General features: G+C 51.1%; 19 protein-coding genes. 14 read left to right on the forward strand and 5 right to left on the reverse strand.

Going from position 1 to position 21,507, the window contains the following annotated elements; translation table 11 throughout:
• Positions 1-46: 46 nt before the first annotated feature.
• Positions 47-697 carry a response regulator transcription factor RcsB gene (gene rcsB, locus OGY01_RS03125; RefSeq protein ID WP_045445418.1) on the reverse strand — a complete coding sequence of 217 codons (651 nt, stop codon included), beginning with the start codon at positions 695-697 and terminating at the stop codon, positions 47-49.
• 16 nt (positions 698-713) lie between these two features.
• On the reverse strand, positions 714-3,383 hold the full coding sequence (gene rcsD / locus OGY01_RS03130) for a phosphotransferase RcsD (RefSeq protein ID WP_045445415.1): 2,670 nt from the start codon (positions 3,381-3,383) through the stop codon (positions 714-716).
• 740 nt (positions 3,384-4,123) lie between these two features.
• On the opposite strand from rcsD, the gene OGY01_RS03135 reads away from it, so the two are divergent.
• From OGY01_RS03135 to mgtE, 6 genes are all read left to right on the forward strand, one after another.
• Positions 4,124-5,248 (forward strand): porin OmpC, encoded by a 1,125-nt coding sequence (locus OGY01_RS03135; protein ID WP_045445412.1) that lies wholly within the window; start codon positions 4,124-4,126, stop codon positions 5,246-5,248.
• A gap of 115 nt (positions 5,249-5,363) precedes the next feature.
• Entirely contained in the window at positions 5,364-6,419 is a 1,056-nt protein-coding gene (gene apbE, locus OGY01_RS03140) for an FAD:protein FMN transferase ApbE (RefSeq protein ID WP_286492390.1), read from the forward strand.
• A gap of 79 nt (positions 6,420-6,498) precedes the next feature.
• The gene (gene ada / locus OGY01_RS03145; protein ID WP_286492393.1) at positions 6,499-7,563 is read left to right on the forward strand and encodes a bifunctional DNA-binding transcriptional regulator/O6-methylguanine-DNA methyltransferase Ada; all 1,065 of its coding nucleotides are present in this window, start codon (positions 6,499-6,501) and stop codon (positions 7,561-7,563) included.
• Positions 7,563-8,213, forward strand: coding sequence for a DNA oxidative demethylase AlkB (gene alkB / locus OGY01_RS03150; protein WP_045445403.1), 651 nt, complete (start codon positions 7,563-7,565; stop codon positions 8,211-8,213). The genes ada and alkB overlap by 1 nt, the downstream gene beginning before the upstream one ends.
• Before the next feature lie 75 nt (positions 8,214-8,288).
• Positions 8,289-9,932, forward strand: coding sequence for a multidrug ABC transporter permease/ATP-binding protein (locus OGY01_RS03155; RefSeq protein WP_286492395.1), 1,644 nt, complete (start codon positions 8,289-8,291; stop codon positions 9,930-9,932).
• A 144-nt stretch (positions 9,933-10,076) separates the two neighbouring features.
• Complete coding sequence (mgtE, locus tag OGY01_RS03160) at positions 10,077-11,513, forward strand: magnesium transporter (protein WP_045445397.1); 1,437 nt, start codon at positions 10,077-10,079, stop codon at positions 11,511-11,513.
• On the opposite strand, the gene OGY01_RS03165 is transcribed toward mgtE, so the two are convergent.
• The gene (locus OGY01_RS03165) at positions 11,476-12,723 is read right to left on the reverse strand and encodes a SulP family inorganic anion transporter (RefSeq protein ID WP_286492397.1); all 1,248 of its coding nucleotides are present in this window, start codon (positions 12,721-12,723) and stop codon (positions 11,476-11,478) included. The genes mgtE and OGY01_RS03165 overlap by 38 nt on opposite strands.
• Before the next feature lie 278 nt (positions 12,724-13,001).
• Between OGY01_RS03165 and mqo the strand changes: the two genes are divergently transcribed.
• Positions 13,002-14,663: a malate dehydrogenase (quinone) gene (mqo, locus tag OGY01_RS03170; RefSeq protein ID WP_286492399.1), complete on the forward strand. Its 1,662-nt coding sequence runs from the start codon at positions 13,002-13,004 to the stop codon at positions 14,661-14,663.
• Positions 14,664-14,755: 92 nt separating this feature from the next.
• Here the strand turns inward: mqo and eco are convergent, their stop codons facing one another.
• Entirely contained in the window at positions 14,756-15,253 is a 498-nt protein-coding gene (gene eco, locus OGY01_RS03175) for a serine protease inhibitor ecotin (protein WP_200010369.1), read from the reverse strand.
• A gap of 154 nt (positions 15,254-15,407) precedes the next feature.
• Positions 15,408-15,563: a protein YojO gene (gene yojO, locus OGY01_RS23740; RefSeq protein ID WP_502873399.1), complete on the reverse strand. Its 156-nt coding sequence runs from the start codon at positions 15,561-15,563 to the stop codon at positions 15,408-15,410.
• 103 nt (positions 15,564-15,666) lie between these two features.
• Between yojO and napF the strand changes: the two genes are divergently transcribed.
• The 7 genes from napF to napC are packed head-to-tail and all read left to right on the forward strand — an operon-like array spanning position 15,667 to position 21,504.
• A complete protein-coding gene (napF, locus tag OGY01_RS03180) occupies positions 15,667-16,158 on the forward strand; it encodes a ferredoxin-type protein NapF (RefSeq protein ID WP_045445392.1) in 492 nt (163 codons plus the stop codon).
• Positions 16,148-16,411: a chaperone NapD gene (gene napD / locus OGY01_RS03185; protein ID WP_045445389.1), complete on the forward strand. Its 264-nt coding sequence runs from the start codon at positions 16,148-16,150 to the stop codon at positions 16,409-16,411. The genes napF and napD overlap by 11 nt, the downstream gene beginning before the upstream one ends.
• Positions 16,408-18,894, forward strand: a complete 2,487-nt coding sequence (gene napA / locus OGY01_RS03190) for a nitrate reductase catalytic subunit NapA (protein ID WP_200010156.1) — start codon at positions 16,408-16,410, stop codon at positions 18,892-18,894. The genes napD and napA overlap by 4 nt, the downstream gene beginning before the upstream one ends.
• A 6-nt stretch (positions 18,895-18,900) precedes the next feature.
• Positions 18,901-19,596 (forward strand): ferredoxin-type protein NapG, encoded by a 696-nt coding sequence (gene napG / locus OGY01_RS03195; protein WP_045445382.1) that lies wholly within the window; start codon positions 18,901-18,903, stop codon positions 19,594-19,596.
• Positions 19,583-20,446, forward strand: a complete 864-nt coding sequence (gene napH / locus OGY01_RS03200) for a quinol dehydrogenase ferredoxin subunit NapH (protein ID WP_225761197.1) — start codon at positions 19,583-19,585, stop codon at positions 20,444-20,446. The genes napG and napH overlap by 14 nt, the downstream gene beginning before the upstream one ends.
• Entirely contained in the window at positions 20,443-20,892 is a 450-nt protein-coding gene (gene napB, locus OGY01_RS03205) for a nitrate reductase cytochrome c-type subunit (RefSeq protein WP_045445376.1), read from the forward strand. The genes napH and napB overlap by 4 nt, the downstream gene beginning before the upstream one ends.
• A gap of 9 nt (positions 20,893-20,901) precedes the next feature.
• Positions 20,902-21,504 carry a cytochrome c-type protein NapC gene (gene napC / locus OGY01_RS03210; RefSeq protein WP_045445373.1) on the forward strand — a complete coding sequence of 201 codons (603 nt, stop codon included), beginning with the start codon at positions 20,902-20,904 and terminating at the stop codon, positions 21,502-21,504.
• Positions 21,505-21,507 lie beyond the last annotated feature (3 nt).

Genomic DNA, 21,507 nt, shown 5'->3' on the forward strand with positions numbered 1-21,507 from the left:
ACGCGCTATCAGGCATTTCTGAGCTTAGAGCCAGGCTCTAAGTGAATTAGTCTTTGTCTGACGGACTCAACGTCACGGACGACAGGTAATTCAGCAATGCAATATCGTTTTCCACACCGAGCTTCATCATCGCAGACTTTTTCTGGCTACTGATGGTTTTAATGCTGCGGTTGAGTTTTTTAGCGATTTCAGTGACCAGGAAACCTTCGGCAAACAGGCGCAGGACTTCGCTCTCTTTTGGTGACAAACGTTTGTCACCATAACCGCTGGCACTGATTTTCTCCAGCAGGCGAGAGACGCTTTCCGGGGTAAATTTCTTGCCCTTTTGCAGCGCAGCCAGCGCTTTCGGCAGGTCAGTTGGCGCACCTTGTTTAAGGACGATCCCTTCAATATCGAGATCCAGTACTGCGCTCAGGATAGCCGGGTTGTTGTTCATGGTAAGAACGATAATCGACAGGCTCGGGAAATGACGCTTGATGTATTTAATTAACGTGATCCCGTCACCGTATTTATCTCCAGGCATGGAGAGGTCGGTAATCAACACATGGGCATCTAATTTTGGCAAATTGTTGATTAGTGCAGTGGAGTCTTCAAATTCGCCGACAACATTCACCCACTCGATTTGCTCAAGTGATTTACGAATGCCGAACAGCACAATCGGATGGTCATCGGCAATAATTACGTTCATAGTGTTCATGTATTGGGCTACCTTGCTACAGCAAGCTCTTGACGTAATTGTCAATGTCGCTGATATACTTTTCTATACCTGGAGCATCCTTCTCTTGAATAAGATGTTCCAGCGCTTCACATAACTGCTTGCCGGGTACCAAATTAAGCATGGCAAACACGCCTTTCAGGCGATGGGCGGTTTGAGCTAACGCAGCGAAATCACTGGTTGCTGCCTCAGTATACAACCTCTTAACATCATCCGGTACTGTGTCCACAAAGAGCGCATAGTAACCGCTGGCATGAAGTTCGGCGTTTTCATCTCCGCCGAGAGGGAGTTGTTGGATCTCTTCCTGCGCCAGTTGTTCTTCAATTAGCGCCAGGACAGCTTCCTGCATCGCATTGCTCATATTAAAGTTGACGCGCAACTGACCAGGGCCAATTTTCCTCACGCCAGACTCATCATCGCTTAAAAGCAAGCCCGAGGCAGTAAGATTAGACGGATTATCAGTTAAAAAGAGATCATATTCTTGACTATTTAACCGTTCATCGGGCGTGATGCAGGTTGCTCCCCAGTTTTCTAACTGACGTAACACAATGCTACGTACGTCATTAGAGGTGACATCAACCATCACGCAGACGTCATCCAACAGGCGTTCTTCAATGTCAGCATGCTGGTCATGCAGTGGCATTTTAACATGGACTATATAGCGTGTTCCAAGTTCTTCCCGTGCTTTAATATTCAGGTGTCCGCCCAGTTTACGGGCTAATTGATCGCACAGCCAAAATGTTAGTGGATTTGCTTTACCGTAGCGATCGCTCTGCGTTTCATTAATGAACGGGAAATGCAGATTATCAATTTCATTTAACGTGATCCCTTCACCAGTATCCAGAATACGGAAGGTCAGACGTTCTGCTTCCGACTCGTCCTGGTCAACCTCGAGGGTAATTTTACCAATTTGGGTAGTGGTTACCGCATACTGAATCAGCAGCATCAGAATGCGGCGCAAAGCATCGCGGTCGCCACGGCGCTCGTCACTGGCGCTGAGGTGATTTTTGATTAGCAACTGTAGCCCTTTACGTTTAATCACCGGCAGAACTTCAGGGACCACTTCATCAATTAACGTCTGAATGGAAAACAGCGTTGGGTCGCTTTTCCAGGTGTCGCTCTCCAGAATATTAGCCAACTGGATTTCATCCACCATACGAACCAGAATATCAGCCTGATTTGCCAGCTTCTGACTGTCAGGCGTATTTAGCGCGGCAGCGTTGACGGCAAGTATTCTGGCGGGTTCTTTCAGAGCACTGCCTATATTCTGCATAAAGGCAGCGCGGGCCTGTTGGTTTTTCTCATACAGACGCTGTGCTTGTTTCAGCTTTTTATTAACCAGAATTTCTCTGTCCTGGTCACGAATGATAAAGATCTGTGTACGCGGTGAAATCTGACTGCGGAACAGCCTGATTTCATACAGTTCATTATTAATAGTGGCTTGAATCATGCCCTGATGCTGTTCCGCCATGCTGGTAATGTTTTGCAGATTTAAATGCGGCAGCAGGTGGTCGGCAATTTTATTACTGATGACCGTACGGTTCGCCTCCTGGTCATGTACCAGTAAACCCAGAGGCAGCAGGGAAACAATCTCTTCATTAATGGCCCGCAGAACGCGTAATTCATTATTGGCGGCAAGGTTTGGCGCCACGTCGGTCGAGCGGGCAGGGAGGTGGCGAAAGGTGGTATAGCCAAACAGCGCCAGGGCAAGCAGGGCGATATTCAGTAATAGCGGTAGCAGGATGCTTTGCAAAGATTCAAGGAGCAATGAACCAAACGGTACCTGCCAGACAAGTCGCATATCCGTTGAGTTCAGCGCAGAGGAGATCTCAATTTTACTGTTGTTAAAGCTGATACTGACGCTGTCAGGTGATTCTTTTTCATTAAGATGTTCGGCCGTTGAGGTGGCATCCGGTTCCAGATGGAAGCTGTCCAGCGGCATTCCTGGTGGGATAAGATCATTAATTGGCAAATCAAAAGCGACGACGGTTGCCAGATGCCCCGGCTGATTAAATGTAGTACGTAGCGTGAAGTAATGTCCGTTTTGCCAGGCCAGGCGGCGCAGGGAGGAGAAGCTTTCACGTTCGTCCAGCGCGTTGGCCTGCTGCAGCATTTCAGCACGGCGTGAATCGACGATATTACCTATCGTTGACTCTTTAAAGCCGGAAGAGAGATCTTTTAGCGGCAGCGTTGAAATAAGGATCAGGCTATTGTCCTGACCATTCAGATAATACATTGACCACGGAATATTCTCCGCTCCCCACAGCGTATCCAGATAGGTCGAAATGCGCTGGGTCATCTCCAGCGTCGAGCTGTCGTGTGAACCGAAAATAAGCGCTTCGGTCTTTCTGCGGGGTTTTTCAAGATAGTAAACATCTTGTTTAAGGCGAGTCTCTTGTAGCCCGTCGGCGGTAGAGGAGGTGGTTGTGGCGGCAATGTTGTCATAGATCTGCCAGGTTACGTACCGCCAGGTATCGACCCTTTTATGGATAGCATGAGTGATATCAACTATCTGATAGCTTTTATCTTTTAACCAGGTGTTGACCGCACTCTGGACCATCACGCCCATCATCACCAACAGCACAACGATCAGTAATAAGAAGAAACGGGTAATACTTCCCGGCAACAGGGAGAATCGGGTAGAAACCGTTGTGTCTGACTGACTCATTCGTGTTTATGACCTGTTAAAACGACGCTAAAGATGATGGGGCAGTATAAAGGGTAATGTATGAATTGCCATACTAACGCAACGCCCGTAGTACAGCATTTTTTACCGCGCATTTCGCTGCTGCCATAGCGCTGTAAAGGTGTACAGCGTACAGAGTGAGGTACAAATATAAATGCAAGACCTAAGAATTTAGCATTAAATAACAAGAAATTATTTAATGGATTTATACGTGATGAATGCGAGATGAGAGGGTTAATAATCGTTATAGTTTAGGAGAGTTAGCACAGGTTGGTAAGTTTTGTGTAAAGAAGGGTAAAAAAAAACCGAACGCAGAGCATTCGGTTGAAATAGGGGTAAACAGACATTCATGAATGAATGACGGTAATAAATAAAGTTAATGATGATAGCGGAACTATTTTAGTTGCGAGTGAAGATTTTGTTTTGTCATTCAGTGCTATGAATAAATCTAACTCAATTATTTGATTTTTAAGAATTTTGCAATGAATCTTGATTATTCGTGCTTATTTTGGCTGTTTTTTACATTTAAAAAAGTTCCCTTATATTAATATTTTGAAACATCTATGGTGATAAATGAAACACCTTAAAAGTTTTAGTATCATATTCGTGTTGGATTATTCTGTGTTTTTGCGGAGAATGAAGTTGCCGACTGGTTAATGAACGTTAATCAGTATGCAGTGGCATAAAAAAGCAATAAAGGCATATAACAGAGGGTTAATAACATGAAAGTTAAAGTACTGTCCCTCCTGGTACCAGCTCTGCTGGTGGCAGGCGCAGCAAATGCGGCTGAAATTTACAACAAAGACGGCAACAAATTAGACCTGTACGGCAAAGTCGATGGTCTGCACTATTTCTCCGATAACAAAGGTGATGATGGTGATAAAACTTACATGCGTATCGGCTTCAAAGGCGAAACCCAGGTTAACGATCAACTGACCGGTTACGGCCAGTGGGAATACCAGATTCAGGGTAACCAGAGTGAAGCCAGCAACGACGCCTGGACGCGTGTGGCATTCGCAGGTCTGAAATTCGCTGATGCAGGTTCTTTCGATTATGGTCGTAACTATGGCGTGACTTATGATGTTACGTCCTGGACTGACGTCCTGCCAGAATTTGGCGGCGACACCTACGGTGCTGATAACTTCATGCAGCAGCGTGGTAACGGTTATGCGACTTACCGTAACACTGATTTCTTCGGCCTGGTTGATGGTCTGAACTTTGCTCTGCAGTACCAGGGTAAAAATGGTAGCGTAAGCGGTGAAAACGTAAGTGGTCGTAGCCTGCTGACTCAGAATGGTGACGGTTACGGCGGATCACTGACTTATGATCTGGGTGCTGGCTTCGGTATCGGTGGTGCGATTACTACCTCTAAACGTACTGCTGACCAAAATGCTGTTGGCGTATACGGCAACGGCGATCGTGCAACGGTTTATACCGGTGGCCTGAAATACGATGCGAACAACGTATACCTGGCAGCACAGTACTCCCAGTCTTACAACGCTACCCGTTTCGGTACCTCTAATGGCAGCAACCAGACTGCTGCTTATGGCTTCGCAGACAAAGCACAAAACTTTGAAGTTGTGGCTCAGTACCAGTTTGATTTCGGTCTGCGTCCGTCCGTTGCTTACCTGCAGTCAAAAGGTAAAGACATCAGCAATGGCTTCACTAACTTCGGTGACCAGGACATCGTGAAATATGTTGATGTTGGCGCGACTTACTACTTCAACAAAAACATGTCTACCTATGTTGATTACAAAATCAACCTGCTGGATGACAATGCGTTCACCCAGGCTGCAGGCATTGCTACCGATGATATCGTAGCACTGGGTCTGGTTTACCAGTTCTAATCTGCATTTATCTCTGTCAAAGGGCCTGCGGGCCCTTTTTTAATGCCGTTTTTCTGACGTACAAACAACTATTTTTGGTGTACTCTTGCGCCCGTTTGCATGAGGATAATCACGTATGGATATGAATTTTTGTCGTTTAGCCCTGTTGGCTGCAACGATCTTTTTTGTCGGGTGCGATGAGGCCCCGAAATCGGCTCAGCTCCCGTCACCGACCGCCACGGTACTGGAAGGTAAAACAATGGGAACCTTCTGGCGGGTCAGTGTGGTGGGAATAGATGCCAAACGCGCCGGGGAATTGCAGGCGAAGATCCAGACTCAGCTTGATGCTGACGATCAGCTTCTCTCTACCTATAAAAACGATTCTGCATTGATGCGCTTTAACCTGTCGAAAAGCCTTTCACCATGGCCGGTAAATGACGCGTTGGCGGATATTGTAACGTCTGCGTTACGTATCGGCGCAAAAACGGATGGGGCTATGGACATCACCGTTGGGCCGCTGGTCAATCTGTGGGGGTTTGGTCCGGATCAGCAACCTGTACATATTCCTGCTCAGGCGCAAATTGATGCAGCAAAAGCGAAGACTGGCCTTTCGCATCTGAAGGTCGTTAATGAGGCCCATCAGAACTACCTGCAAAAAGATTTGCCGGAATTGTACGTTGATCTCTCCACCGTGGGAGAAGGTTATGCCGCTGATCATCTGGCCCGCCTGATGGAACAAGAGGGGATCGCTCGTTATCTGGTCTCCGTGGGCGGTGCGCTGAACAGCCGGGGAATGAACGCCGAGGGGCATCCGTGGCGTGTGGCGATTCAGAAACCAACCGATCGCGAAAACGCGGTGCAGGCGATTGTGGATATTAACGGGCACGGGATCAGTACTTCCGGTAGTTACCGTAATTATTACGAACTGGATGGCAAGCGTCTGTCACATGTTATCGATCCGCAATCCGGTCGACCGATCGAACACAATCTGGTGTCCGTGACGGTAATTGCTCCGACGGCGCTTGAAGCCGACGGCTGGGATACCGGACTGATGGTTCTCGGAACGGATAAAGCCAAAGAGGTCGTGCGTCGTGAAGGGCTGGCAGTTTATATGATCGTGAAAGAGGGCGATGAGTTTAAAACCTGGATGTCGCCGCAGTTTAAAAGCTTTCTGGTCAGCGACAAAAATTAAAAAGCAAGAATACGGGTTTTTGCATCATGCAATGCGGACACACTGAGCCTAAGCGCTATGCTTAACCAAGGAGTCCAAAATGAAAAATATTTTACGCCTGACTGATGATGACCGCTGGCAGTCTGTGTTGGATCGCGACACAGACGCCGACGGTCAGTTTGTCTTTGCTGTTCAAACTACCGGTATTTTTTGTCGTCCCTCCTGCCGGGCGAAACATGCGCTGCGCAAAAACGTCAGCTTCTTTGCGGATGCACAGCAGGCACTGGCTGCCGGGTATCGACCGTGTAAACGCTGTCAGCCGGACAAAGACAATGCGCAACAACATCGGTTGGATAAGATTACCCGCGCCTGTCAGCTTTTAGAGCAAGAGTCCCCCCTCACGCTGGATGAATTAGCGCAACAGGTGGCGATGAGCCCGTTCCATTTACATCGTCTGTTCAAAGCGACAACAGGAATGACCCCGAAAGCGTGGCAGCAGTCCTGGCGCGCTCGTCGTCTGCGCGATGCGCTGGCGAAAGGGGAGCCGATAACGCAGGCGATCCTTAACGCCGGGTTCCCCGACAGCAGCAGCTACTATCGTAAAGCGGATGCGGCGCTGGGCATGACGGCGAAACAATTTCGTAAAGGCGGCGACAGAGTATCTGTGCGCTACGCGCTTACGGACAGTGCTCTGGGTCGCTGCCTGGTGGCGGAAAGTGAACGCGGTATCTGTGCGATTTTACTTGGCGATGACGATGCAACGTTGATAGCGGAGTTCCGCGAACTGTTTCCCACCGCGCTTGACGAACCTGCAGATGCGCAATTCCAACTACATGTGCGTGAGGTGATTGCCGTGATTAACACGCGCAACAGACCACTGTCCTTACCACTGGATATCCGGGGAACCGCATTCCAGCAGCAGGTGTGGCAGGCGCTACGCGCTATTCCCTGTGGTGAGACGGTTAGCTATCAGCAGCTGGCCAGCGCAATCGGCAAACCGAAGGCTGTTCGCGCGGTGGCCAGCGCCTGCGGGGCGAATAAGCTGGCGATTGTGATCCCGTGTCATCGGGTGATCCGCGGTGATGGTGCGCTTTCGGGATATCGTTGGGGCGTTGCGCGTAAGGCACAACTCCTGCAACGTGAAACTACCGGCGAGGAAACATAATGCTCGATCTCTTTGCAGATGCGAAACCCTGGCAAGAGCCACTGGCATCCGGTGCGGTAATTTTGCGACGTTTTGCGTTTGACGCCGCACCTTCCTTACTACAGGCGATCTCATCCGTCGCCACCTTGTCGCCTTTTCGCCAGATGGTTACGCCCGGCGGTTATACGATGTCGGTGGCGATGACCAACTGTGGTCATCTGGGCTGGACGACGGATCAGCACGGTTACCTTTATTCTCCGGTTGATCCGCTGACTGGCGCAGGCTGGCCGCCATTACCGGACGTTTTTGTCGACCTGTGTCAACAGGCAGCAATTGCCGCAGGTTATCCTGACTTTCACCCGGATGCGTGCTTGATTAACCGCTATAACCCCGGCGCAAAACTGTCGTTACATCAGGATAAAGACGAACCCGATCTGCGAGCGCCTATTGTATCTGTGTCGCTGGGTTTACCGGCGATCTTTCAGTTTGGTGGTTTGCAGCGTAATGATCCGTTAAAACGTTTGCTGCTGGAACATGGTGATGTGGTGGTATGGGGAGGGAAATCGCGTCTGTTTTACCATGGTATCCAGCCGCTTAAGACGGGGTATCATCCGTTGACGGCCGACTGTCGTTACAATCTGACATTTCGACAGGCGGGTAAAGCGGAATAAAAATAAGAATTATTATTGCTGTAAGCGTTGAGATGTTTAAACTGCGGGCTGTTAATACTTGTCCGGGTTGTACACATGGAACTTTTACTTCTTGTCTGGCGGCAGTATCGCTGGCCATTTATCAGCGTAATGGCGCTCAGCCTTGCCAGCGCTGCGCTGGGAATTGGGCTGATTGCGTTTATAAATCAGCGCCTGATTGAGACGGTCGACACCACGCTGATGGTGCTGCCGGAGTTTCTCGGCCTGCTGCTGTTACTTATGGTCGTCACGCTTGGCTCACAGCTGGCGCTGACCACGCTGGGCCACCACTTTGTCTACCGCCTGCGTAGCGAATTTATCAAACGTATACTGGATACCCACGTTGAGCGCATCGAGCAGCTTGGTAGCGCCTCATTACTGGCCGGTTTAACCAGTGATATCCGCAACATTACCATCGCTTTCGTCCGTCTGCCTGAGCTGGTACAGGGAATTGTTTTGACCGTAGGATCGGCGGCGTATCTGGCGATGCTGTCGACCAAAATGCTGCTGGTAACGGCAATCTGGATGGCGATCACTATCTGGGGCGGGTTTGTACTGGTGGCGCGGGTGTACAAACATATGGCTACCCTGCGTGAAACAGAAGACAAGTTGTATAACGATTATCAGACGGTGCTGGAAGGGCGCAAAGAACTGACGCTCAACCGTGAACGTGCCGAGCATATCTTTAACCAATTGTACGTCCCGGATGCCAAAGAGTATCGCCATCATATTATCCGTGCCGATACCTTCCACCTGAGCGCAGTCAACTGGTCCAACATTATGATGCTGGGCGCTATTGGCCTGGTGTTCTGGATGGCTAATAGTCTGGGCTGGGCAGATACCGCAGTGGCGGCGACCTATTCGCTGACGCTGCTGTTCCTGCGTACGCCGTTACTCTCTGCCGTCGGCGCGCTGCCCACATTGCTCACCGCGCAGGTGGCTTTCAACAAACTGAATAAGTTCTCACTGGCACCATTCAAGGCAGAGTTTCCGCGACCAACCGCGTTTCCGAACTGGCAAACGCTGGAAATGCGCAATGTGGTATTTCACTATCAGGATAATGCGTTCTCCGTTGGGCCGATTAATCTGACCATCCATCGTGGCGAACTGCTCTTCCTGATTGGCGGCAACGGCAGCGGAAAATCTACGCTGGCGATGCTGCTTACCGGATTGTACCAGCCGCAGTCTGGTGAGATTTTACTGGATGGCAAGGCGGTAGCGATTGAAAAACCAGAAGATTATCGCAAGCTATTCTCGGCGGTGTTCACCGACGTCTGGTTGTTCGACAAACTGTTGGGCCCTGAAGGGAGAGACGCAAATCCGCAACTGGTGGCGAAGTGGTTGGATCATCTGAAGATGGCGCACAAGCTGGAATTGAATGATGGTCGCATCCTCAATCTGAAGCTGTCTAAAGGGCAGAAAAAACGTGTGGCGCTGCTACTGGCATTAGCGGAGGAGCGCGACATTATTCTGCTGGATGAATGGGCTGCCGATCAGGACCCGCACTTCCGCCGTGAATTTTATCAGGTGCTGTTGCCATTAATGCAGGAAATGGGCAAAACCATTTTCGCCATCAGCCATGACGATCATTACTTTATTCATGCCGATCGTCTGCTGGAGATGCGCAACGGGCAGCTTACCGAGTTAATGGGTGATGAACGCGACGCCGCATCGCGTGATGCAGTAGCCCGTACAGCCTGATCCCATAGGCCGGATAAGGAGCTACCGGCCTACGGTTAACACTCTCATCCGCCGTTTTTTTATCCAACCGGCGGCTCAGTTTATTGTTATTTACATAATTCAGCATCATGATTAACGATATTTCAAATCATGGATTTATGATTAATGTCTGTAATAAATAAAAACAGCGCCAGGCTGCGTGATGAAGAACGTGCGCGTCTGATCTGGCTGCTGACCACTGATAAAGCCATTATTTCTACACTGTTGGGCAAGCTTACCCTGGCTGAGCAATATGACGTCGGTACATTAGCCGACGATATTGCTGAGGTAGGGGCGCTGGTGGCCCACCTGCCACCGCCCGATTTGGCCGATACCCTCGAAGCGTTACCCTCTGAAGAACGTCATGCCCTGTGGCGACTGGTCGAAAGTGAAAAACGCGGAAATGTGCTGCTTGAGGCGTCAGAAAACGTCTGGGACGATCTGATCGATGAGATGACCGACCGCGAGTTGCTGGACGCGTTGCAATATCTCGATATCGATGAACAGATTTATCTGGTGCAGCATTTGCCACGCAACCTGACAGGCCGACTGCTGGCATCGTTGCCGGCAGAGGAGCGGGCGCGTGTGCGCCAGGTGATGCACTACGAGAAGAATCGCGTCGGCGCGATTATGGAGTTCGAAGTCATCACCGTGCGCCCGGACGTGACGCTGGAAGTGGTACAGCGCTATCTGCGACGGTTGGGGAAAATGCCGGAAAACACCGATAAACTCTTCGTGACCGATCGCAATAAAGTCCTCGTAGGCGAACTGACGTTGACCTGTATTTTGCTTAATGATGTGCAGCGCAAAGTCAGCGAGGTGATGGAAGACGATCCGCTCACCTTCGCTCCGGAGGATATCGCAGAAAACGCGGCACGAACGTTTGAACGTGACAACCTGGTCAGTGCGGCGGTGGTGGATCCATCAGGTAAGCTGATGGGCCGTTTGACCATCGATGAGATCGTCGATGTGGTATATGAAGAAACCGACACCGATCTGCGCCGGATGGGGGGGTTAAGCGCCGAAGAGGATGTGTTCGCCCCGGTCACTAAAGCAGTAAAAACCCGTTGGGCATGGCTGGCGATTAACCTCTGCACGGCATTTATCGCCTCACGAGTCATCGACGGTTTTGAACACACGATTTCACAACTGGTGGCGCTGGCTTCGTTGATGCCTATCGTGGCGGGAATCGGCGGTAATACCGGCAATCAAACCATCACCATGATCGTCCGCGCGCTGGCGCTGCAAAATATTCAGCCCGGTAACCTGACGTTCCTGATCCTGCGTGAGATGGGCGTGGCGTTGATCAACGGCCTCGTCTGGGGCGGGATTATGGGGGGGATTACCTGGTGGCTGTATGATGATATGGCGCTTGGTGGCGTTATGACCCTGGCGATGATGCTTAACCTGCTGATGGCGGCATTGATGGGGGTAATCATTCCGATGACGATGGTGAAACTCGGGCGCGACCCGGCTGTCGGCTCAAGCGTTATGATCACCGCTATTACCGACACCGGCGGATTCTTTATTTTTCTTGGTTTGGCGACGCTGTTTCTGATGTAACCACTTGTTTGCATCTGACGATACGCGGCAGAACCAGCATCATCATCACTCCGGCAACCACGCCAATCGCCAGGTTGCCGGTAGAAACCGTCGCGGCAACGGTAATCAACATTACCAGCGTTTCGGTGACTGGCATTTTCACCAGCGCGGCGGGAGTGATACTGTGCCAACTGAACGTTTTCACCGCCACAATCACCATAATGCCGGCCAGTACCGACATGGGTATTTTCGCCATTACTTCACTTAATGCGGTGACCAGCAGCAGTAATACTAATCCGGCGGCCAACGTTGAGAGTCGACTGCGTCCTTTGCCCATCTCAACGTTGACGATCGTTTGGCCAATCATCGCGCATCCGGCAATGCCGCCATAAAACCCGGCCAGAATATTAGCGATCCCCAGTCCCGCACTTTCACGGTTTTTATTCGATGGCGTGACCGTCAGATCGTCAACCAGTCTTGCGGTTAACAACGACTCCATCAAACCGACAAAGGCGATGCTTAGCGCGCAGGGCCAGATAATGGCAAAAGTTTGCCCGTTAAGTGGTACCAGCAATTGGGTTAAACCAGGTAGTCCACCGCGCATTGAACCTTCGTCACCGACGGTAGGCAACAGTTGTCCACTGGTCACGGTGAATACCGTCAACAAGACAATGGCAACCAATGGTGCGGGAATATTTTTAATGAATCGCGGTAGCCACAGTACGATCAGCAGCGTCAGGATAAACAATCCCCAGATTAACGGGCTTTTTCCCCAGAAGTGCGGGACCTGAGCAAAGAAAATCAAAATGCCCAGCGCGTTGACAAAGCCCGTCATGACGGCCGCGGGGATAAAACGCATCAGGCGTGCCATGCCTAATACGCCAAACAGGATCTGGATAAGTCCGGCCAGCACGACCGCTGGCAGAATGTACTGCACGCCGTGTAGGTGCACCATTGGGCCAATAACCAGAGCTACAGACCCCGCTGCGGCGGTAACCATTGCCGGGCGCCCCCCCAGAAAGGACATTGCCAGGCACAGTACAACGGAGGCAATCAGACTGACTTTCGGATCAACGCCAGCGATAACGGAAAAGGAGATTACTTCCGGGATCAGTGCAAGGGCGGTAACCACGCCCGCCAACATTTCGCGCACCAGTAAATGGGGCTTACGCAATACGGTTCCAACGGAATGATCTGCCGTCGCGGCAGGGGAGGGATGGAGCGCAGACATATTTACTCTCAGGTCGGAAATGGCCTGATACAGCAGACCGACAAGCATCCGTGCGGTGAATAGCAAAGCGCAGCATAGTACCCGTCTGGTGGGCAGGTTTCCAGAAATGATTGTCAATAACCCTATAAAGAATCAACTTATTAATAACATTTTTAAAATTTAAATATAATTTATAAACAATATTTAATTATTTTTACTTAAGTGTTACCGTTGGTACCGCTCGATTTTCACCTGCAATAAAAGCTAAAAAGCGATACTAAAAGTAAGGCATTAACATTATGAAAAAAGTGACTGCCATGCTCTTCACCCTGGCCGTAGGACTGAACGTTGTCTCTATGGCGGCAAAAGCGAAAGCGACTGAAGAGCAGGAAACGGATGTGCTGTTGATTGGCGGCGGCATTATGAGCGCCACACTGGGAACCTATTTACAGGAACTGGAGCCACAATGGTCAATGACCATGGTTGAGCGACTGGATGGCGTTGCTCAGGAGAGTTCGAACGGCTGGAACAATGCCGGAACGGGACACTCTGCACTCATGGAACTGAATTACACGCCTAAAAAAGCCGACGGTAGTGTCAGCATTGAAAAGGCAGTCGAAATTAACGAAGCCTTCCAGATTTCCCGCCAGTTCTGGGCGTATCAGGTCAACAATGGCGTGATGCATGAACCCCGCTCGTTTATCACCACCGTGCCACATATGAGCTTTGTCTGGGGCGACGAGAACGTGAATTTCCTGCGTGCCCGTTATACCGCACTGCAGCAGAGTACGTTGTTCCGTGGCATGCGTTACTCCGAAGATCACGCGCAAATTAAAGAGTGGGCGCCGCTGGTCATGGAAGGTCGCGATCCAAAACAGAAAGTTGCGGCAACGCGTACTGAGATTGGTACTGACGTAAACTACGGCGAAATTACGCGCCAGCTGATTGCATCGTTGCAGAAAAAACCTAATTTTGCTTTGCAGCTGAGCACCGAAGTGCGTGGGTTTAAGCGTAACGCGGATAATAGCTGGACCGTCACGGTTGCCGATCTGAAAAACAGCGAAGCGGAACACGACATCAAGGCGAAGTTTGTCTTTATTGGTGCTGGTGGCGCTGCGTTGAAACTGCTACAGGAAACCGATATCCCGGAAGCGAAAGGCTATGCCGGATTCCCGGTTGGTGGTCAGTTCCTGGTGGCGGAAAACCCGGACGTGGTCAATCGTCACCTGGCGAAAGTCTACGGTCAGGCGTCCGTTGGTGCACCGCCGATGTCCGTACCGCATATTGATACCCGCATTCTGGATGGCAAGCGCGTGGTACTGTTTGGACCATTTGCGACGTTCTCTACCAAGTTCCTGAAAAATGGTTCCTTATGGGATCTGCTCAGCTCTACCACCACATCAAACTTTATGCCGATGGTGAATGTAGGGCTGGATAACTTCGATCTGGTGAAATATCTGGTAAGCCAGGTCATGCTCAGCGACGACGACCGTTTTGCTGCACTGCAGGAGTACTATCCGCAGGCGAAAAAAGAAGACTGGCGTTTGTGGCAGGCAGGTCAGCGTGTGCAGATCATCAAAAGTGATGAAGAAAAGGGCGGCGTTCTGCGTCTGGGAACTGAAGTGGTCAGTGACAAAGAAGGAACAATTGCTGCACTGCTGGGCGCATCGCCAGGGGCGTCAACCGCTGCACCGATCATGCTGCATCTGATGGAAAAAGTGTTTAAAGATAAAGTTGCCAGCCCGGAATGGCAGGCGAAACTGAAAACAATTATCCCGTCCTATGGCACGAAGCTGAACGGTAACGTTGAGGCCACAGAACAAGAGCTGCAATATACCAGTGAAGTTTTGGGTCTGAAGTACGATAAACCGCAGGTCGCTGATGAAGCACCGAAACCGCAGCTTAAACCTCAGGCACAATCGCAACCTGAGCAGAAAGCTGTCGCAGATATCGCACTGTAAAGAAAATGCCGGATGGCACTGCGCTTATCCGGCCTACTTCGTGCGTTTGTAGGCCGGATAAGGCGGTACGCCGCTATCCGGCACATTCTCACTTATCGCGCGACTGCGTCCTGAATCTTCTCTTCCGCTTTCCAGATTCGGTATTTCACTTCTACGTTTTCCGGAGTGTAGACCACAATCGGCAATTTGCTGTTGTAACGCACCATACCGTCATCACCCAGATAAGCTGTGATGAATTTTTTCTCTTTTTTGCCGTCCGGGCAGGCCATCATGGTCGAGACCGGGGAGCTGACTTTGTCAAAAACATAGTAGTCGTATCCCCAACCTTCCAGAGTTTTGCTTTCCAGCTCTCCACCAAGGCGATGCCTGTTGCAGTCAACTTCCAGCGTTTGTCCGATCAGCAGTTCCACTTTTAGAGTAGATTCATCTTTCTCAGGAGCGAGCTGGATAACCTGGCGCTTCATACCTTTGTCGGCTTTAGGATAAGGCGCTGTTTTTTCCAGTGGTTGAGTGTTGGCATCGTTGTTTGCAGCCCACACAGAGGTGCTGGCAACGGCAGCTAACAGGACGGCAGGGACAATAGTCTTCATCTTATTGTTCACAGTTTTTCCTTTCTTCTGTCTTCTGAACGTATCTGTGGCAGGTTAGCATATTCACATCATCTATTAATCTAAATTTACTTATATTTTAAGTGTATTGGCTGAGTGTTTGTTATTAATATGGTGATATATCCTAAGAATTATCTCATAAATAAGATAATTCTCTTTTTGTGGTATCCGTTATATAATTTAGTATATAACTAATTGAAATGTGAGCAAAAGCGCGTTTTTTTCCACCAACCCCACACTCTTTTGATCCGGCAACAGCATTTACCCCGATTGGGGTATGCACCTCTAACACATCCTGAAATATCTTACTGTTAAAAATAACTACTCATAAATAGTGCGGTTTTTATTGTCGTTCAACCCGCTCAGGGAGAGCGTCATTATGGAAGGACAATGTCATGGTTGATTTATCCCGTCGAGGCATGTTGACAGGCAACTGGCGTAACGCTGGCATTGGGATCCGTCCGCCGTGGAGCAAGGAAGAATCTCACTTTCTGGCCCATTGCCTCCGTTGTGACGCCTGCATCCAGGCGTGTGAAACCGACATCCTGCAGCGAGGCCAGGGTGGGTATCCGAGCGTAAATTTCAAACACGGCGAATGCAGCTTTTGTTACGCCTGCGCACAAGCCTGTCCCGAATCACTTTTTCTTCCGCGCCACACCAGGGCATGGGAACTGAACTTTACGATCGGTGAAAACTGCCTCGCAAATCAGTCTGTTGAGTGCCATCGCTGTCAGGATAGTTGTGAACCCATGGCCATTACCTTTCGCCCCACGCTGTCTGGTATTTACCAGCCACAGCTCGACAATCAGGGCTGTAACGGATGTGGAGCGTGCGTCGCTACCTGTCCGGTTTCAGCCATTAACGCGGAGTACAACCATGGACACTAACTGGCAGGTCTGCAGCCTGGTCGTTCAGGCCAAAAGTCAGCATATCAGCGATATCGCCACGCAGTTGAGTACATTTCCAGGTTGTGAAGTTGCACTCAGTGATGTGGAAAGCGGCCAACTGATCGCGGTGGTAGAAGCTGAACAAAGTGAAACGCTAATGAAAACAATTGAGTCGGTACGCAACGTTGCAGGCGTACTGGCGGTGTCGCTGGTTTATCACCAGCAGGATGAGCAAGGTGAGGAAACACCATGAAACTCAGTCGTCGTAGCTTTATGAAAGCTAACGCCGTTGCGGCCGCTGCGGCGGCTGCCGGGTTAAGCGTGCCGGGCGTAGCCCGCGCGGTAGTCGGTCAGCAAGAAGCTATCAAATGGGACAAAGCCCCGTGCCGATTTTGCGGTACAGGTTGTGGCGTATTGGTAGGGACCCAGCAAGGGCGTGTTGTGGCATGTCAGGGCGATCCGGATGCGCCGGTTAACCGTGGACTTAACTGCATTAAAGGTTACTTCCTGCCTAAAATCATGTACGGCAAAGACCGTTTAACGCAGCCGATGCTACGCATGAAGGATGGCAAATATCACAAAGAAGGCGAATTCACCCCAATTAGCTGGGACCAGGCCTTCGATGTGATGGAAGAGAAATTCAAAACGTCCCTGAAAGAAAAAGGGCCAGATGCCATCGGCATGTTTGGCTCCGGTCAGTGGACCATCTGGGAAGGTTATGCGGCGGCGAAGCTGTTCAAAGCGGGTTTCCGTTCAAACAACATTGACCCGAACGCACGTCACTGCATGGCATCAGCGGTAGTCGGTTTTATGCGTACCTTTGGTATGGATGAACCGATGGGTTGCTATGACGATATTGAGCATGCGGATGCTTTTGTTCTGTGGGGCGCCAATATGGCGGAGATGCACCCAATTCTGTGGTCACGCATCACCAACCGTCGCCTGTCCGATCCTAATGTCAATGTGGCGGTTCTCTCTACCTTCCAGCATCGTAGCTTTGAACTGGCCGATAACGGCATCGTCTTTACGCCGCAAAGCGACCTGGTGATCCTCAACTACATCGCAAATTACATCATTCAAAACAATGCGATAAACCAGGATTTCTTCAGCAAGCACGTTAACCTGCGCAAAGGTGCGACGGATATCGGCTACGGTTTACGTCCGACGCATCCGTTGGAGAAAGCGGCGAAAAACCCAGGTTCTGATGCATCCGAACCGATCAGCTTTGAAGAATACAAAGCGTTTGTTGCGGAATATACGCTGGATAAAACCGCAGAAATGACCGGCGTTCCGAAAGATCAACTGGAACAACTGGCGCAGCTGTATGCCGATCCGAATAAGAAAGTCATCTCCTACTGGACGATGGGCTTTAACCAACACACGCGCGGCGTGTGGGCCAACAACCTGGTCTACAACCTGCACCTGTTGACCGGCAAGATCTCCCAGCCTGGCTGTGGTCCGTTCTCTCTGACTGGCCAGCCTTCCGCTTGTGGTACCGCGCGTGAAGTAGGGACGTTCTCCCATCGCCTGCCTGCGGACATGGTGGTGACTAACGAAAAACACCGTGATATCTGCGAAAAACACTGGCAGATCCCAACCGGTACTATTCCGGCGAAAGTGGGTTTACATGCGGTAGCGCAGGATCGTGCGCTGAAGGATGGCAAGCTCAATGTTTACTGGGTGATGTGTAACAACAACATGCAGGCCGGACCGAATATTAACGAAGAGCGTATGCCTGGCTGGCGCGATCCGCGCAACTTTATCATCGTTTCCGATCCGTACCCGACGGTCAGCGCCCTGGCGGCCGACCTGATCCTGCCGACAGCGATGTGGGTGGAAAAAGAAGGGGCCTACGGTAACGCTGAGCGTCGTACTCAATTCTGGCGTCAGCAGATTAAAGCGCCGGGCGAAGCAAAATCGGATTTGTGGCAACTGGTGCAGTTTGCCCGTCGTTTCAAAACAGAAGAGGTCTGGCCGGAAGAACTGTTGGCGCAGAAACCAGAACTGCGTGGCAAAACTCTGTATGACGTGCTGTTTGCAACGCCTGCGGTGACGAAATACCCGGTTAGCGAACTGGCTGATGATCAGCTTAACGATGAGTCCCGCGAGCTGGGTTTCTACCTGCAAAAAGGGCTGTTCGAAGAGTATGCATGGTTTGGTCGCGGTCATGGACACGATCTTGCACCGTTCGATGATTACCACAAAGCGCGCGGGTTACGCTGGCCGGTAGTTGAAGGTAAAGAGACCCAGTGGCGCTACAGCGAAGGTAACGATCCGTACGTGAAGGCTGGAGAAAGTTACAAGTTCTACGGCAAGCCGGACGGTAAAGCGGTGATTTTCGCACTGCCATTTGAACCGGCGGCAGAAGCGCCGGATAAAGAGTATGACCTGTGGCTCTCCACCGGACGTGTACTGGAGCACTGGCACACCGGCAGTATGACGCGTCGCGTGCCTGAACTGCACCGTGCCTTCCCGGAAGCCGTGCTGTTTATCCATCCGCTGGACGCGAAAGCACGCGATTTGCGTCGTGGCGATAAAGTCAAAGTGGTCTCCCGCCGTGGTGAAGTCATTTCGATTGTGGAAACACGTGGGCGTAACCGTCCACCGCAGGGGCTGGTGTATATGCCGTTCTTCGACGCCGCACAGCTGGTGAACAACCTGACGCTGGATGCGACGGATCCGCTTTCTAAAGAAACGGATTTCAAGAAGTGCGCTGTGAAACTGGCGAAGGTGTAAGTCGCTATGTCCCGGTCAGCAAAACCCCAAAATGGCCGTCGCCGCTTTCTGCGCGATATGGTTCGCGCAGCTGGCGGACTGGCAGTTGTTGGCGTGGCGCTGGGGTTGCAACAACAAACCGCACGTGCAACCGGCGTGCGGTTACGCCCGCCTGGGGCATTGAGTGAGGACGCATTTGCCAGCGCTTGCGTACGCTGCGGGCAGTGCGTTCAGGCTTGCCCTTATGACACGCTGAAACTGGCGACTCTGGCCTCCGGGCTGGCGGCGGGGACGCCGTATTTTATTGCCCGCGATATTCCCTGCGAAATGTGTGAGGACATCCCGTGCGCCAAAGTTTGCCCAAGCGGAGCGTTGGATCGGGAAATTGAATCGATCGACGATTCACGCATGGGGTTGGCGGTGCTGCTGGATCACGAGAACTGCCTCAATTATCAGGGATTGCGCTGCGACGTCTGCTATCGCGAGTGCCCGAAAATTGACGAGGCCATCACCCTGGAGCTCGATCGCAATATGCGTACCGGTAAACATGCGCGGTTTATTCCTACCGTTCATAGCGATGCCTGTACCGGATGCGGTAAATGCGAAAAGGTCTGTGTGCTGGAGCAACCGGCCATAAAAGTGCTGCCTTTGTCGCTGGCAAAAGGGGAGTTGGGACACCATTACCGCTTCGGTTGGCTGGAGGGGCAAAATGGCAAATCGTAAACGTGATGCAGGCCGTGAAGCGCGGGCGAAAAAAGGCTGGTGGCAGAGTCATCGTTGGCTGGTGTTGCGTCGTTTAAGCCAGTTTCTGGTGTTGGCGATGTTTCTCAGCGGCCCGTGGCTCGGTGTGTGGATCCTGCATGGTAATTACAGCAGCAGCCTGTTGCTGGATACCATTCCGTTAACCGATCCACTCATTACGCTGCAAAGTCTGGCCAGTGGGCATTTGCCTGCGACGGTGGCGTTAACGGGCGCGGCCATCATTACGGTGCTGTATGCCCTTGCGGGCAAGCGATTGTTTTGTAGTTGGGTCTGTCCGATGAATCCTGTAACCGACTTTGCGAGCTGGTTACGCAGAAGGTTTGAGTTGAATCAGTCAGCGACAATTCCGCGCTATATACGCTACGTCCTGCTGGTTGTCATTTTGCTGGGCTCTGCTGTAACAGGCACGTTGCTGTGGGAATGGATAAACCCGGTTTCTCTGCTGGGACGTAGCCTGGTGATGGGGTTCGGTAGCGGCATACTGCTGATTATTGCACTGTTTTTATTTGATTTACTGGTCGTTGAACATGGCTGGTGCGGGCACCTTTGCCCACTTGGCGCACTGTATAGCGTGCTGGGAAGTAAAGGGGCGTTAACCGTTTCGGCGAAAGAACGCGAGAGATGTAACCGCTGTATGGATTGTTTTCATGTTTGCCCGGAACCGCATGTGCTACGTGCCCCGGTGCTGGATGAGCAAAGCCCGGTGCAGGTGACCAGTCGCGATTGCATGGCCTGCGGTCGCTGTGTGGATGTCTGTTCTGAGGATGTTTTTACAATAACAACACGATGGAGTTCGGGAGCGAAATCATGAAAAGCCATGACCTGATTAAAGCGCTGAGTCAAATGACGGCAGCGCTGGCCCTGGTAGTCAGTGGGGCAGTTTGGGCTGCAAACGGAGTGGATCTGAGCCAGTCACCGGAAGTTTCGGGGACGCAGGAAGGGGCGATTCGCATGCCGAAAGAGCAGGAGCGTATGCCGCTGAACTACGTTAACCAACCACCGATGGTTCCGCACAGCGTTGATGGTTACCAGGTTACAACTAACACCAACCGCTGCCTGCAGTGCCACGGCGTGGAAAGCTATCGGACAACCGGCGCGCCGCGCATCAGCCCGACGCACTTTATGGACAGCAATGGCAAAGTGCTGGCGGAAGTGGCGCCGCGTCGCTATTTCTGCCTGCAGTGTCATGTCCCGCAGGCTGATGCTGCTCCGATTGTCGAAAATACCTTCACCCCCTCGAAAGGTTACGGGAAATAAGAGGTCATTATGGAAAATTCTAACCGTAAACCAGGCTGGATTAAGCGCGTCTGGCAATGGTGGCGTCGCCCCAGCCGTCTGGCGCTCGGCACGCTGTTGTTAATCGGCTTTGTGGGCGGCATTATTTTCTGGGGCGGTTTTAACACCGGTATGGAAAAGGCCAACACTGAAGAATTCTGTATCAGCTGTCACGAAATGCGCAACACTGTCTATCAGGAATACATGGAAACCGTACACTACAACAATCGTAGTGGTGTACGTGCGACCTGCCCTGATTGCCACGTCCCGCATGAGTGGGGCCCGAAAATGATTCGTAAGATTAAAGCCAGCAAAGAGCTGTATGCGAAAGCGTTGGGGTTGATAGACACACCGCAAAAATTTGAAGACCACCGTCTGATAATGGCGCAAAATGAGTGGCGGCGTATGAAAGACAATAACTCGCAGGAGTGTCGTAACTGTCATAACTTCGAGTTTATGGATTTAACCGCCCAGAAAGGTGTTGCGGCTAAAATGCATGACCAGGCCGTGAAAGAGGGACAAACCTGTATCGACTGCCATAAAGGGATAGCGCACAAACTCCCCGATATGCGTGAAGTTAAACCGGGATTCTAACAG

This window comes from Citrobacter sp. Cm038, from assembly GCF_030333105.1.
GTDB lineage: Bacteria > Pseudomonadota > Gammaproteobacteria > Enterobacterales > Enterobacteriaceae > Citrobacter > Citrobacter murliniae.

Bases quoted from the DNA above. Each gene is read 5' to 3' on its own strand.
- rcsB (WP_045445418.1), bottom strand. From the start codon at position 697: ATGAACACTATGAACGTAATTATTGCCGATGACCATCCGATTGTGCTG.
- rcsD (WP_045445415.1), bottom strand. From the start codon at position 3,383: ATGAGTCAGTCAGACACAACGGTTTCTACCCGATTCTCCCTGTTGCCG.
- OGY01_RS03135 (WP_045445412.1), top strand. From the start codon at position 4,124: ATGAAAGTTAAAGTACTGTCCCTCCTGGTACCAGCTCTGCTGGTGGCA.
- apbE (WP_286492390.1), top strand. From the start codon at position 5,364: ATGGATATGAATTTTTGTCGTTTAGCCCTGTTGGCTGCAACGATCTTT.
- ada (WP_286492393.1), top strand. From the start codon at position 6,499: ATGAAAAATATTTTACGCCTGACTGATGATGACCGCTGGCAGTCTGTG.
- alkB (WP_045445403.1), top strand. From the start codon at position 7,563: ATGCTCGATCTCTTTGCAGATGCGAAACCCTGGCAAGAGCCACTGGCA.
- OGY01_RS03155 (WP_286492395.1), top strand. From the start codon at position 8,289: ATGGAACTTTTACTTCTTGTCTGGCGGCAGTATCGCTGGCCATTTATC.
- mgtE (WP_045445397.1), top strand. From the start codon at position 10,077: ATGTCTGTAATAAATAAAAACAGCGCCAGGCTGCGTGATGAAGAACGT.
- OGY01_RS03165 (WP_286492397.1), bottom strand. From the start codon at position 12,723: ATGTCTGCGCTCCATCCCTCCCCTGCCGCGACGGCAGATCATTCCGTT.
- mqo (WP_286492399.1), top strand. From the start codon at position 13,002: ATGAAAAAAGTGACTGCCATGCTCTTCACCCTGGCCGTAGGACTGAAC.
- eco (WP_200010369.1), bottom strand. From the start codon at position 15,253: ATGAAGACTATTGTCCCTGCCGTCCTGTTAGCTGCCGTTGCCAGCACC.
- napF (WP_045445392.1), top strand. From the start codon at position 15,667: ATGGTTGATTTATCCCGTCGAGGCATGTTGACAGGCAACTGGCGTAAC.
- napD (WP_045445389.1), top strand. From the start codon at position 16,148: ATGGACACTAACTGGCAGGTCTGCAGCCTGGTCGTTCAGGCCAAAAGT.
- napA (WP_200010156.1), top strand. From the start codon at position 16,408: ATGAAACTCAGTCGTCGTAGCTTTATGAAAGCTAACGCCGTTGCGGCC.
- napG (WP_045445382.1), top strand. From the start codon at position 18,901: ATGTCCCGGTCAGCAAAACCCCAAAATGGCCGTCGCCGCTTTCTGCGC.
- napH (WP_225761197.1), top strand. From the start codon at position 19,583: ATGGCAAATCGTAAACGTGATGCAGGCCGTGAAGCGCGGGCGAAAAAA.
- napB (WP_045445376.1), top strand. From the start codon at position 20,443: ATGAAAAGCCATGACCTGATTAAAGCGCTGAGTCAAATGACGGCAGCG.
- napC (WP_045445373.1), top strand. From the start codon at position 20,902: ATGGAAAATTCTAACCGTAAACCAGGCTGGATTAAGCGCGTCTGGCAA.